This is a genomic window from Pseudotabrizicola sediminis, from assembly GCF_004745575.1.
GTDB lineage: Bacteria > Pseudomonadota > Alphaproteobacteria > Rhodobacterales > Rhodobacteraceae > Pseudotabrizicola > Pseudotabrizicola sediminis.
In genome coordinates, this window is record NZ_RPEM01000007.1 from 57,863 (window position 1) to 70,118 (window position 12,256).

General features: G+C 64.9%; 12 protein-coding genes. 4 read left to right on the plus strand and 8 right to left on the minus strand.

Features of this window, described 5'->3' with window-relative positions; genetic code table 11:
- Positions 1-217 precede the first annotated feature (217 nt).
- Positions 218-1,201, plus strand: a complete 984-nt coding sequence (locus EEB11_RS11370) for a L,D-transpeptidase (protein WP_135431443.1) — start codon at positions 218-220, stop codon at positions 1,199-1,201.
- Positions 1,202-1,274: 73 nt separating this feature from the next.
- On the opposite strand, the gene EEB11_RS11375 is transcribed toward EEB11_RS11370, so the two are convergent.
- From EEB11_RS11375 to EEB11_RS11385, 3 genes are all read right to left on the minus strand, one after another.
- Entirely contained in the window at positions 1,275-1,961 is a 687-nt protein-coding gene (locus tag EEB11_RS11375) for a D-lyxose/D-mannose family sugar isomerase (protein WP_135431771.1), read from the minus strand.
- 72 nt (positions 1,962-2,033) lie between these two features.
- The gene (locus EEB11_RS11380; RefSeq protein ID WP_167852723.1) at positions 2,034-2,825 is read right to left on the minus strand and encodes a gamma-glutamyl-gamma-aminobutyrate hydrolase family protein; all 792 of its coding nucleotides are present in this window, start codon (positions 2,823-2,825) and stop codon (positions 2,034-2,036) included.
- Positions 2,826-3,005: 180 nt separating this feature from the next.
- Entirely contained in the window at positions 3,006-4,229 is a 1,224-nt protein-coding gene (locus EEB11_RS11385; protein WP_135431773.1) for a pyridoxal-phosphate-dependent aminotransferase family protein, read from the minus strand.
- Positions 4,230-4,352: 123 nt separating this feature from the next.
- Between EEB11_RS11385 and EEB11_RS11390 the strand changes: the two genes are divergently transcribed.
- Positions 4,353-6,149, plus strand: coding sequence for an ABC transporter ATP-binding protein (locus EEB11_RS11390; RefSeq protein WP_135431445.1), 1,797 nt, complete (start codon positions 4,353-4,355; stop codon positions 6,147-6,149).
- Entirely contained in the window at positions 6,146-6,910 is a 765-nt protein-coding gene (ygfZ, locus tag EEB11_RS11395) for a CAF17-like 4Fe-4S cluster assembly/insertion protein YgfZ (protein WP_135431446.1), read from the plus strand. The genes EEB11_RS11390 and ygfZ overlap by 4 nt, the downstream gene beginning before the upstream one ends.
- A gap of 3 nt (positions 6,911-6,913) precedes the next feature.
- On the opposite strand, the gene efp is transcribed toward ygfZ, so the two are convergent.
- Positions 6,914-7,477, minus strand: a complete 564-nt coding sequence (efp, locus tag EEB11_RS11400) for an elongation factor P (protein ID WP_135431447.1) — start codon at positions 7,475-7,477, stop codon at positions 6,914-6,916.
- Between the two features lie 217 nt (positions 7,478-7,694).
- Between efp and EEB11_RS11405 the strand changes: the two genes are divergently transcribed.
- On the plus strand, positions 7,695-8,021 hold the full coding sequence (locus tag EEB11_RS11405; RefSeq protein ID WP_103333163.1) for a DUF6280 family protein: 327 nt from the start codon (positions 7,695-7,697) through the stop codon (positions 8,019-8,021).
- Between the two features lie 90 nt (positions 8,022-8,111).
- Here EEB11_RS11405 and EEB11_RS11410 read toward each other — a convergent pair whose 3' ends face one another.
- The 4 genes from EEB11_RS11410 to EEB11_RS11425 form a co-directional block, all read right to left on the minus strand.
- Complete coding sequence (locus EEB11_RS11410; protein ID WP_135431448.1) at positions 8,112-8,987, minus strand: hypothetical protein; 876 nt, start codon at positions 8,985-8,987, stop codon at positions 8,112-8,114.
- Between the two features lie 201 nt (positions 8,988-9,188).
- Entirely contained in the window at positions 9,189-10,550 is a 1,362-nt protein-coding gene (locus tag EEB11_RS11415; RefSeq protein WP_135431449.1) for a TolC family outer membrane protein, read from the minus strand.
- A 109-nt stretch (positions 10,551-10,659) separates the two neighbouring features.
- Positions 10,660-11,313: a protein-L-isoaspartate O-methyltransferase family protein gene (locus EEB11_RS11420; protein ID WP_135431450.1), complete on the minus strand. Its 654-nt coding sequence runs from the start codon at positions 11,311-11,313 to the stop codon at positions 10,660-10,662.
- A gap of 134 nt (positions 11,314-11,447) precedes the next feature.
- The gene (locus EEB11_RS11425) at positions 11,448-12,134 is read right to left on the minus strand and encodes a hypothetical protein (RefSeq protein WP_135431451.1); all 687 of its coding nucleotides are present in this window, start codon (positions 12,132-12,134) and stop codon (positions 11,448-11,450) included.
- Positions 12,135-12,256: the final 122 nt, after the last annotated feature.

The following is a 12,256-nucleotide window of genomic DNA, read 5'->3' on the forward strand; positions in this document are numbered from 1 at the left end:
CGCGGTTAAGCCCCTGTGATCGGACAGTTTCTGAGGCAGCGGCGTGCTGATGGCCTGCCCTTCGGCACGACTGAAATCACAGTTCCGCGAGCGAATGGGGGAATGCGCGCCTGTCCGCGCAAGGGCTTTGACCTCTGTTAACACCTCGGTTAAGTTTGGGCTGATACTGTCGCGGGCGACGCTTGCAGCTTTGTTGAATTTCTGACGGGATTTCCATATGTCTTCTTTCGCACTCCGGGCCTTGCTTGCCATTACCGTGTCGGCAGGCCTTGCCGCCTGTGTGCCCGCCACCACCTCTGCGCCCGCTGTCGTGGTGCCGGCAGAAGCGATGTATCTGGCCACCAAGGACAATGGCATCGACATTCCGGCGATTGATCCGGCACGGGTGCCTGCGCAGTTCCAGCGACAGGTTGTCGATTTCCCGTCGGAAGAAGTGCCGGGCACCGTGATCATCAACCCGGCGACCAAGCATCTGTACTTCATCACCGGCAAGAACAAGGCGATCCGCTATGGCATCGCGGTCGGGGCTGCTGGCTTTCAGTGGTCGGGTCAGGCGCTGGTGACCAACCGCCGCCAGTGGCCAACCTGGACCCCGCCGAAAGAGATGATCGAGCGCAAGCCAGAGCTGTCGAAATGGGAAAAGGGTCAGCCCGGCGGGCCGACCAACCCGCTGGGGTCGCGCGCGCTGTACCTGACCACCAATGGCGTCGATTACGGCTACCGCATCCATGGCACGCCGGAATGGTGGTCGATCGGGCGCAATGCGTCTTCGGGCTGTATCCGCATGATCAATCAGGATGTGATTGATCTGTACAACCGCGTGCCGGACGGGGCCAAGGTCATCGTGCTGACCGCAAGCGGCCAGATGCCCAAGGGGCTGACCCTGCCGCCGCCCGCGCCGAAGAAGAAAGCGCCCGAACCAGCAGTTGCAACCACGGCGGACGCCGATGGCAGCGTGACACCTGCGGCGGTGACAGGGCCGATGTCCACGGCACCGACGGCATGGCCCAGCCTGCCGACGCCCGCCGCCATGCCCCCGGCGCTGGTTACCCCGGCTGTGCCTGCGGCACCTGCCCCGGCAACCCCTGCGGCGGCACCGGCCCCCCTGGCCCCGACCCCGCCAGCAGCCCCCGCCGCCGTGACACCCGCCGCCCCGGCTTGCGCTGTGGCGCTGGTAAACGGCCTGTGCCCGCAGGGCTGAGACGACCGGAGATAAAGCAAAACGCGCGCACCCCCCGGTGCGCGCGTTTTTTCATGCCTCGCGTGTGGACTGTTCAGGCCAACCAGCGATCATAATCACTGACCAGCAAATGGGTCGGGGCCACGTCTTCCTCGATGTCGGCAAAACGGCCAATCGGTTCGACAAAGACGTTGTCGGTCAGGTCGTCATTCACGGTCGACACCTCGCCGATCAGCACATCGCCGCCCTCGCCCCAGAAGGCATGCCAGTCGCCGGGCATCAGCGTGACGCTTTCGCCGGGGGCGAGCTTCAGTTTCTCGCCGGGGGCATAGGCCCGCTCCAGCCCGTCGCAGCGCACCACGCCGCCACGGTCGCGGGCAAAACGGCCCTGATCATCGCTGCCATGCAGTTCGATCACCAGCGTGGCCCCGCCCCGGTTGATGATATCTTCGGCCTTGATGACATGGGTGTGCATGGGTGACAGCTGATCCTGCCGGGAAATCAGCAGTTTTTCGGCATAGCACATGCCGCCGCCACGCTGCAGATCGGCCAGATCACCATTGCGCAGGGTGAACAGGAACAGGCCCATCTGGTCAAACCGGCCCTGCCCGTAATCGGTGATGTCCCAGCCCATGCGCGAGGCGATGATCCGGCCAGCCTGCGCCTTGTGCATTACGAACTGGTCGGGCGTCCAATAGGCAAAGGGCGGCAGGACAAAGCCATACTGGCGGATCATGTCATCGGCCTGCGCCATGATGTCATTGATGCGCGAGCGGGTCATGGAATGGGTCACGGCAGCCTCCCCTTTGGAACCGGCCCCGACTATATCCGCCTTGTTAGCGCGAACAAGGCCTCAGGCGCTGCGCAAGGCCACCGGGCGACGGCCAGCGGCCCAATCGGCCACGGCGCGGCCAAAGGCGGCGAACAGCGGCCGCGAGACCGGATCGCCCGCAGCGTTCCATTCCGGGTGCCACTGGACCGAAAGGGTGAACCCCGGCGCGCCCTGCACATAGATCGCCTCGGGCGTGCCATCGGGGGCGGTGCCGTCGATCACGATGCGGCTGCCGGGGCGGTTGATGCCTTGGCCGTGCAGCGTGTTGGTCATCACCTCTTGCGCGCCCATCAGCTGATGAAACACCCCGCCGGGGTTGAATTTCACCGTGTGGCGCAGGGCGAACTTTTCCTCCAGCGTGCCATCGGGGGGCATACGGTGGTTCATCCGGCCCGGCAGATCGCGGATTTCGGGATAGAGCGTGCCGCCCATGGCCACGTTCACCTCTTGAAACCCGCGGCAGATGCCGAACACCGGCTGGCCACGTTCGACACAGGCCCGCACCAGCGGCAGGGTGATCGCATCGCGGCAACGGTCAAAGCTGCCATGCGCGGGGGTTTCATCCTCGCCATATTCACTTGGGTGCACATTCGGGCGGCCCCCGGTCAGCAGAAAGCCGTCGCACAGGTCCAGCAGCTCTTCGACCACCACAAGGCGCGGGTCGGAAGGGATGATGATGGGCAGGCAGCCCGAGACCTCGGCAACCGCTTCGGAATTCATCGTGCCCCCGGCATGTACCGGATAGCTTTCATTGAGCAGGCTCATGTTGCCGATGATGCCCACGACAGGGCGCCGCGAGGCCGGAGGAGTCATAGACGTGCAGCCATGTTCATGTTCCATGCCTTCACAATAGGCGCAAATCCGGGCCGGGCCAAGTCTGCACCCGCGCACAGCGCATCCGCACCCTGCGGCAGGGGCGGTTTCGGCCGCATCTGGCAGCAAAGCGGGCAGATGGTGGGGGCGCGGGTGGTTTTTCGCAGCAGACCCTGCGCCTTAGCCCGCCGCGATGACCTTGGCGGCGGCGTCCAGCGCGCCCGGGCCGTGCGGGATATCCAGCGCGCACATCCCCGCCTCCATTACCGCAAGGGCCCCCAGCGTCATATGCGCATTCACATGCCCCATATGCGCCACCCGCAGGAAGCCGTGCCAGGCCGGGTCCGACGGCAGCGCCATGCCAAGGCCGATGCCCAGGGTCACCCCGCCCTGCGCTTCCGTCCAGTCGCGCAGCCGCGTGGCATCCGGTGCGCCCAGCCGCGCCGCCGTGACCGCGCGCGAGCGGTATTTGGGCTCGGCCACATTCAGCCCGATGCGCGGATGGCCCATACCCCAGGCATCAAACGCAGCCCAGACCGTGCGGGCCAGCACCTCATGCCGTGCCCAGACGCGGGCCATCCCCTCTTCGTGCAGCATGGCCAGCGCCTCGCGCAGGCCAAATAGGTGATGCGTGGGGGCCGTGCCCGCCCAGTATTGCCAGAACTCTTCCGGTTCCGACCGTTTGCGCCAGTCCCAATAGGGGGTGCGCAGATCGGCATCGACCCCTGCGGCGCGGGCTTTTTCCGAAAACCACAGAAAAGACATGCCGGGCGGGGTCATCAACCCCTTCTGGCTGGCGGCCACCGTCAGATCGATGCCCCAGGCGTCCATATGGTATTCATCGCAGCCCAAGGACGCGATGCAATCGACGCACAGAAGCGCCGGGTGCCCCGCCGCATCCATCGCCGCGCGCAGGGCCGGAATATCGGTCAGGATGGAACTGGACGTATCGACATGCGTGGTCATCACCGCCTTGATCCGGCCTGCACGATCTTCGCGCAGCCGCGCCTCGACCCGGGCCATGTCGACCGGATCACGGGTGCCGAAATCCATCACCTCGACCTCGACCCCCATCGCCCGCGCACTTTCCGCCCAACCGATGCCAAACCGCCCGGTGGCCAGCACCAGCGCCAGATCGCCCCGGCTGAACAGGTTGGCATTCGCCGCCTCCCACGCGGCATGGCCATTGCCGATATAGGCCGCCACATGCTGCGTGGTGCCCGCCACCGCGCGCAGATCGGGCCACATCGCGGCAACCATTTCGGTCAGATCGCCCGCATAGATGTTGGGCGCGGCCCGGTGCATCGCGTTCAGCACCCGGTCGGGCATCACCGAGGGGCCGGGGATGGCCAGATAACTGCGTCCGCGCGAAAGGTCAGGCCGGGTGGAATTGGGTTGCGTCATCATGCGCCTCTGGCTGTCAATTCGCCAATGGCTATGGCCAGTCTTCGCCAAGGTCAATCGGGCCTGCGCTGATTTGCGGGCCAGTCCTTGCGGCTGCACCGGCTTTGCCATTACATCACGCGCATGACGCTGCCGGACACCCCTGCCCGCGACCTGCCGCCACCCGACACCGATGCCGGTGATGGCCCCTTGGTGCGCTGGTTCTGGGCGCGGTATCTGCGACCAGAGTCCGGGCTGCTGGCGCTGGCCTTTCTGATCATGGTGATCGAGGGCAGCACGCTGGGCGCACTGTCCTATATGCTGGAGCCGTTGTTTGACCGCGTGTTCGGCAGCGGCAGCACCGGGGCGCTGTGGCTGGTGGGCGGGGCGATCTTTGGCCTGTTTGCGGTGCGTGCCATTACCTCGCTTACGTCCAAAACCCTGCTGGCCCGCGTGTCGCAGCGGGTGGCGGCCCGGATGCAAGGCCAGTTGCTCGCGCATCTCTTGCGGCTGGACATGCGGTTTTTTCAGGACAATTCCCCAGGCGCGCTGATTGAACGGGTGCAGGGCGACACCATGGCGGTGCAGGGCATCTGGATATCGCTGGTGTCTGGCATTGGCCGCGACATGGTGGCGCTGATCGGGTTGTTTGCGGTGGCGGTAAGCATCGACCCGTGGTGGACGCTTGCCGCGCTGATCGGCACGCCGCTGCTGATTTTGCCCGCAGCGGTCTTGCGCCGCTATCTGCGCCGCAAAGCCATTCATCTGCGCAATCAGGCGGGGGAACGGGCCACAAGGCTGGACGAGATCTTTCACGGCATTCAGGCGGTGAAGCTGAACCGGATGGAGGCGCATCAGACCGCGCGCTTTGACGCGATCCTGTCGCGCATCGTTTCCGCCGAGACCAAGGCCGCCTTTGGCCGCGCCGTGCTGCCGTCACTGGTGGATCTGATCACCGGCTTCGGTTTTCTGGCGGTGCTGATGCTTGGCGGACGCGAGGTGGCGGCGGGCACCCGCAGCACCGGCGAGTTCATGGCGTTCTTTTCCGCCATGGTGCTGACGTTTCAGCCGATCCGGCGTCTGGGCGACATGGCGGGGCTGTGGCAGATCGGGGCGGCCAGCCTGCACCGCATTGCGGCGCTGTTTGGCCTGCAGCCATCGCACTGCCGCCCTGCCGTGGGCCAGATGCCTGCCACGCTGCCACCTGCGCTCAGCTTTGCCGATGTGCATTTCGGCTATGGCGATCAGCCGGTGCTGCGCGGCCTGAGCTTTACCGCCGAGGCGGGCAAGCTGACCGCGCTGGTCGGCCCGTCGGGCGCGGGCAAATCCACCGTGTTTCACCTGCTTACGGGCCTGTCAGACCCGGCAAGCGGCGTGGTGGCCATCGATGGCATTGCCACCACCGACATGGGCCTTGATGATCAGCGCGCGCTGTTTGCCGCCGTCAGCCAGGATGCGGCGCTGTTCGACGAAAGCCTGCGCGACAACCTGACCCTTGGCCGGCAGGGCATCAGCGCCGGGCAGATCGACGCCGTCCTTGCCACTGCGCAAGCAGCCGGGTTTGTCGGAACCCTGCCGCAGGGCGCGGACACCCCCGCAGGCCCGCGCGGCAGCAACCTGTCGGGCGGTCAGCGCCAGCGCATCGCCATCGCCCGCGCCCTGCTGCGCGACACGCCCGTGCTGCTGCTGGATGAGGCGACCAGCGCACTGGATGCGGCGTCCGAAGCCGCCCTTGCGACCGCCATGGCGCAGGCCGCACAGGGCCGCACCACGCTGGTCATCGCCCACCGTCTGGCCACGGTGCGATCTGCGCATCGCATCATCGTCATGGATCAGGGCCGCGCGGTGGAAACCGGAACACATGCCGAACTGCTGGCGCAGGGCGGGCTTTATGCCAACCTTTATGCGCTGCAGTTCAAAGATGAGGGGACCGCGCAATGAGCCGTGGCGAAACCGCGCCTGACCGTCAGGTCTGGACCGTCACCGGCCAAGACCGGTTCAGCTTTCTGCAAGGGCTGATCAGCAATGACATGCTGCCGCTGGAAAAAGCCCCCGGCATGATCTGGGCGGCGCTGTTGACCGCGCAGGGCAAGTATCTGGCCGATTTCTTCGTGATCCGGCCCTTGGACGGTGACCATCTGCTGATCGACATCCAAAGCAACATCGCCGCCGAGACGCTGCGCCGCCTGTCGATGTACCGCCTGCGCGCCGATGTGCAGATCGCCCGCACCGATCTGGCCGTGACCCGCGGTCTGGACAGCCCGCCACCGGGCACCTTTGCCGACCCGCGCCACCCGGCGCTGGGATGGCGCGGGCATGGCCTGCCCGGTCAGGCCCCGGTGATCGACTGGGATGCCATCCGCGTGGCCCATTGCATCCCGGAAACCGGGATCGAGCTGATCGCCAATGACAGCTATCTGCTGGAAACCGGGTTTGACCGGCTGCATGGCGTCGATTTCCGCAAGGGCTGCTATGTGGGGCAAGAGGTGACCGCCCGGATGAAGCACAAGACCGAGCTGAAAAAGGGTCTGATCACCGTGGCCATCGACGGGGCCGCACCGGTCGGCACGCCTGTGATGTCGGGGGAAAAAGAGGCGGGCACGCTGTTCACCCAGTCGGGCGGCAAGGCGATTGCCTGGCTGCGCTTTGACCGGATGCAGGATATGGTGGCAGGCACGGCCCGGCTGGCCGCCCTGCCCTGAGGCCTAGGCCCGTTCGGAATATTCCATGAATTCGGTATGCACGATGATCTCTTCATCCTGGCCGATGAACGGCGGGATCATGATCCGCACGCCATTGTCCAGAATAGCGGGCTTGAAGCTGTTCGCCGCCGTCTGGCCCTTCACCACCGGTTCGGTTTCCACGATCCGGCATTTCACCTTTTGCGGCAGGGTCACGGCCAGAGCTTCATCGCCGTAATAGCGGATGGTTGCCGTCATCCCGTCCTGCAAAAAGGGGCGCCGCTCGCCCAGCAGGTCGGCATCCAGTTCGATCTGCTCATAGGTTTCGGAATCCATGAACACCAGCCGCCCGTCGGTTTCATACAGGAACTGCTGGTCTTTGTTTTCCAGCCGGACCTCTTCAATTTTATCTTCTGACCGGAAGCGCTCGTTCAGTTTGCGGCCGTCGCGCAGGTTTTTCAGCTCGACCTGGGCAAAAGCCCCGCCTTTGCCGGGCTTTACATGGTTGGCCTTGACCGCAGCCCACAGGCCGCCGTCATGTTCCAGCACCATTCCGGGCTTGATTTCATTACCGTTGATCTTGGGCATTTGTGGCCAAACCTTGACAAAAGGTTGAAGTCGAAAACGCCACACCTATATCTGGGTAGCCCTGAGGGGGCAAGCCGACTAGATACGGTATTCCTTTGCGTCAGCTATGCGTCAGACGCATGACAGGAATGCAAAACAGGTGGTGCCGAATCACTTCGAAACGTTTAGGTTCGCCCGACGCACAGAAAGACAAGAGCAAGAATAAAGGACCACCCGAATGACTGGTTTCGTTGACAGCACCGCTTTCAATTACGAACAGGGCCAGCGCGCGCGCAAGCTTTTTGCCGCCGTTGTGCTTGCTGCGCTGGACGATGCCATCGCAGATGACAAAAAATACGGCAACGGGCCTGAACAGATTGCACGTTGGGCACGGTCGCGCGACGGGCGCGAAGTGTTGTCCTGTGCCGGGATCGACCCGAATGAACGTGTCGTCAAGGGTCTGATGGAATTCGTGTCCAAAGGCGTGCGCACGTCGGTCGCGCTCAGCCGCGAAGAATCCGAACGTCGCCATGCGCTGGAATCGGAAATGGGCGAAGCCGCCTGATTTTATTCAGCCGCAGAATGCCAAAACGCGCCCCGGGGGGCGCGTTTTGCGTATCAGACCAGCCGCCCACCGCACGCGCGGGGGTGCGGGCTATTCGAAATCCCGCAGCGACATGGCGCGGGCGATTTCCGTCCGCACCAGCTTGCGCACATTGCGGGTGATCCGTTCGCCCAGTGCTCCGGCCAGTTCCTCGCGGATCAGGTCGCGGACCAGATCGCGCAACACCTCTTCGTCGAAGGCCATACCATCGGCCTGCGAGTCATAGAGTTCCGCAATCACCTCATCTTCGGTGCCCTGTTCCAGATCGGCGCGCACCGCTGCTTCGGCGGCATCGGCCCAATCGCCGTCGTCCTGCGGCGGTGCAATCTCGCGGCGCAGCACCCGGCGCGGGGCCGTGGCCGGTTCGTCGCCCGACGATAGGCCCGGCATCACCTCAGGCTCTGCATCCCCGGCATCCGCAAAGCCGGACATCGGCGCGGCGTGGAATCCGACCGGCACCTCTTCAGCCTCCGACTCTGCCTCAGACTCTGCTTCAAACTCTGCCTCTGCCGCATTCAGCGTCATGCGGGGGCGCGCGACAAAGCTCGGGGTCGTCGCCGCTGTGGTATCTGTCACAGGCGGCGCATCGGGCCCGGCCCAGATTTCGGGGTCGCCAAAGGGCGATTCCCATTCCTCTTCGGGCACGGACGCGCCCAGACGGGCCACCACCTCTTCGACCGGGGCAACAGCGCTGACCCCCACCGGGGCTGCCGCGTCAAAGCTGCGGGCGCGCCATGCCGCCTCATCCCCGGTTGGCACCGGCGCTTCCATCGCCGCGACCACCCGCAGCGCGGGCGTCAGCATCAGCTTTTCCGCCACCCCGGCCTGTGCCTGCCCTTCGGGCGCACGGCCGACCGACGGGCGCAGATCTTCTGACACCAGGCGGCGGATAGAGGACAAGACATCCTCGATTTCATGTGTGCTCATCGGTTCCGACATTGCGTACCCTGCCTGTCATGCTGCCGCGTTTCCGGCTTTTTCCGCAGCGCCATTGGCCCGCAGCCAACCGGTTCTGTTAATGACTTTAGTCGCGCTGTGCCCAGAGTACAAGAATATGGCGCCGCTGATTCACGTGCGGTGGACTATCTGCGCGCCTGATCGCCGACAAAGCCCCTGCCCGTTTCGGCCCTATTTCAGTTTTTCCAGAATCCGGTCCAGCTTTTTGCCCTGCGCCGAATGCACCGGGGCGTTCTTGACCGCATTGTAATAGCCCGCCGGATCATAGGTGGGGATGCCCAGTTGCAAATGCTCGACCGACAGCAGCCCCATGGCCTGCAACACGCGGTAGACCCCCAGATAGCGCTCTGCATCGGCCTGAATGCGGGTCACGCGGGCGTCAAGCAGTTCCTGTTCGGCGTTCAGCACATCCAGCGTGGTGCGCGCGCCAAGGTTGGCCTCTTCGCGCACGCCGTCAAACGCGGTTTGCGCCGCGCGGATCTGCTGATCCCCCGCCTGCACCTGTGCATTGGCAATCGCAAGGCCGGCCCAGGCATTGCCCACCGCTTCGGCGATCAGCACCCCGGCCTGCCCCAGATCGGCCCGCGCCGCATCGCGCGCCGCAATCGACTGGCGCAGCAGCGAAGATTGATTGCCGCCGGAATAGACCCGCTGGTTCAGGGTCAGGCCAAAGGTCTGGCTTTCCCCCCCGGCGTCATTGATGCCAACCTCGGCCCGGGCCGAGACCGTTGGCCGGAACCCGGCCTTTTGCAGCTCGACCCCCAATTCGTTGATGGTCACGCGGCGCTGCGCGCCCAGAATTGTCGGATGTGTCCGCAGAGCTACCGCACGCGCCGCCTCCATCGAGGATGGCAGGCCGGGCGAGCGCGGCAGTGCCGCCAGATTGCGCGGATAGGCCCCGACCGCCGCCTTGTAGGCTTCGCGCGCGACCATCAGGTTGCCTTCCGCTGACGCCAGACCGGCCCGCGCCGCCGCCAGCCGCGCCTCGGCGATTGAGACATCGGTCCGGGTGATTTCTCCGACCTCGAACCTGTCACCCGCCGCGCGCAGTTCCTGCGTCACCAGCCGTACGTTGGACTCGCGCAGCGACAACAGCTGCTGGTTGACCTGCACGCTGACATAGGCATTGACGGCGGCAAACAGCACATCCTGTTCAACCCCGCGCAGCAATTCGCGGGTGGCCAGCACGGATTCCTTGGCGATTTCGATCCGCAGGGCGCGACGCCCGAAATCCAGCAGGGTCAGGGATGCCGAAAGGTCAAACGTGGTGCGGACACCTTCTACGAAGCGTGCGCTGGATGTTGTCTGGCTGCGGGAATAGCCGCTGGAGAGCACGAAATCCACCACCGGGCGCAGGGTCGACATCGCCTGCGCCACATCCTCATCCGCGGCACGCAAGGTCGCGGCCTCGCTGTCGAGCAGGTTGGAGGTGCGGTAGGCCGCGATGAACGCGTCTGTCAGCGTTTCCGCCTGGGCGACGGGTGCCGCCAGAACACTGACCGCCATCGCCGTTGCTGCAAAAAATCCACGCATGTTCAGACTGCTCCAAAGAATGTCGCCCCGGTTACACGCTCCGGGGTCTGCTTTCCGTCATCTTACCCAACGCACCATTGTACCATAAACACTGGGTCACAACAGCCTGTCAGAATTGGAACCCGCCCGATGCGCCAAAGCCCGGCAAAACCGGGGCTGCGGCGTTGAACACAAAGCGCCAGCTGACCTTGCCGTCGGATTTATAGCCGACCCGGGCCACGCCAAGCGCGCCTTCCATGAACACGGCGGCAATCCGGCCGCCATCCTTCAGCTGGTCCAGCAGCGCGGGTGGAATAACCTCCACCCCGCCCTGCACCGTGATCACGTCATAGGGGCCATGCTTTGCGGCCCCTTCGGCCAGCGGCCCGACGATCACCGCCGCATTGTCGACCGACGCCTGCGACAGCAGATGCTGCGCCTCGACCGCCATCGCTTCATCTTCCTCGACCGCGACCACCGCATCGGCCAGCCGCGCCAGCACCGCCGCCGAATAGCCAAGCCCGCAGCCCAGATCGAGCACCATTTCGTCAGGCTGAATGTCCAGCGCGTCCAGCAGTTTGGCCAGCGTGCGCGGTTCCAGCATCACACGGTCCTGTTGCAGCACCAGATTTTCGCCCATATAGGCCGCCTCGCGCTTGTCGCGCGGCACAAAGGTTTCGCGCGGCACGCTCAGCATGGCGTCGATGATGGGAAACTTGGTCACATCCGAAGGGCGCACCTGGGTGTCAACCATCATCACGCGGCGGGCAGAGAAATCGGTCATTGGCTGAACTCATCGGTCTGGATCGGCTGAGTTTCGTCTTGCCACATCTGCCCGGCGGGGGCAACGCCGCAGTCAGACCACGCCCCACAGAGCCGTGCGATTTTTATGCACCTGCGGCTTCTGCGCCGAGCCGCCTATTCTGTTGGCACATCAAGCCTTTGCAATGAGGGCGCAATGATCGCAAACCCCGATTCTGCCGCCGGAGTTATCTCAAAGGTGCACAGGCTGCCCTGCGCCACCGCACGGCAGGGGCCGGTATCATTGGTGATCCAGTCCATCGGATTGAGAAACCAGACCGCGCCGCCATCGCCTTCGACATCCTCATAGAACACCGTCGACACCTCGGGGGCCAGTGCGCCGCCGCCCAGATCGGCGTGATAAGGCACATCCACCACCCAGCCCTGTGGCAGGGTCAGGCGCAGCCCGGTCGCCGCATCGGCATAGTCGCAGCGCGGTTCGGTGCAGCGCAGAGCAACCTGCGGTTCAATCGCCAGCACCGGCACCGCGATCAGCGTGGTCTGCGCGGTCACCAGTGTCGTGGCCTCAAAAAGCTCTGCTTCGGTAAAGCCTGAAATCACATATTCCCCCGGCACCAGCAGCACCTGCCAGGGCCCGGCGACCGGTTCGGGCGTCACGATCATCGCCTTGAGCACATCTGCGGTCTCGGGCAGGTTCAGCGGCACCGCCGACCAAGACACCGGGCGCGGCGCGGCTCCCTCGGGCAGCAGCGCGGTCACGCTGACCAGAACCGGCTCAGCCTGCGCACTGGCCGGCAACGCCGCAAACATCACCGCCAGACCAAAGGCCCTGACGCTTCCCATACCCAACATCCGCCCGGTCCCGCAATGCCACACCCTAGGTGCCAGACTGCGCCGCGCCCGCGCGGAAGACAAGCCCGCAGCGGCCCCGTCGCGCGCTTGGCAGAGTGCGCCTTTCAAAAATA

Excerpts from the sequence above, each read along its gene's own strand:
- EEB11_RS11370 (WP_135431443.1), top strand. The coding sequence starts at position 218 with ATGTCTTCTTTCGCACTCCGGGCCTTGCTTGCCATTACCGTGTCGGCA.
- EEB11_RS11375 (WP_135431771.1), bottom strand. The coding sequence starts at position 1,961 with ATGACCCGCTCGCGCATCAATGACATCATGGCGCAGGCCGATGACATG.
- EEB11_RS11380 (WP_167852723.1), bottom strand. The coding sequence starts at position 2,825 with ATGACTCCTCCGGCCTCGCGGCGCCCTGTCGTGGGCATCATCGGCAAC.
- EEB11_RS11385 (WP_135431773.1), bottom strand. The coding sequence starts at position 4,229 with ATGACGCAACCCAATTCCACCCGGCCTGACCTTTCGCGCGGACGCAGT.
- EEB11_RS11390 (WP_135431445.1), top strand. The coding sequence starts at position 4,353 with ATGACGCTGCCGGACACCCCTGCCCGCGACCTGCCGCCACCCGACACC.
- ygfZ (WP_135431446.1), top strand. The coding sequence starts at position 6,146 with ATGAGCCGTGGCGAAACCGCGCCTGACCGTCAGGTCTGGACCGTCACC.
- efp (WP_135431447.1), bottom strand. The coding sequence starts at position 7,477 with ATGCCCAAGATCAACGGTAATGAAATCAAGCCCGGAATGGTGCTGGAA.
- EEB11_RS11405 (WP_103333163.1), top strand. The coding sequence starts at position 7,695 with ATGACTGGTTTCGTTGACAGCACCGCTTTCAATTACGAACAGGGCCAG.
- EEB11_RS11410 (WP_135431448.1), bottom strand. The coding sequence starts at position 8,987 with ATGAGCACACATGAAATCGAGGATGTCTTGTCCTCTATCCGCCGCCTG.
- EEB11_RS11415 (WP_135431449.1), bottom strand. The coding sequence starts at position 10,550 with ATGCGTGGATTTTTTGCAGCAACGGCGATGGCGGTCAGTGTTCTGGCG.
- EEB11_RS11420 (WP_135431450.1), bottom strand. The coding sequence starts at position 11,313 with ATGACCGATTTCTCTGCCCGCCGCGTGATGATGGTTGACACCCAGGTG.
- EEB11_RS11425 (WP_135431451.1), bottom strand. The coding sequence starts at position 12,134 with ATGGGAAGCGTCAGGGCCTTTGGTCTGGCGGTGATGTTTGCGGCGTTG.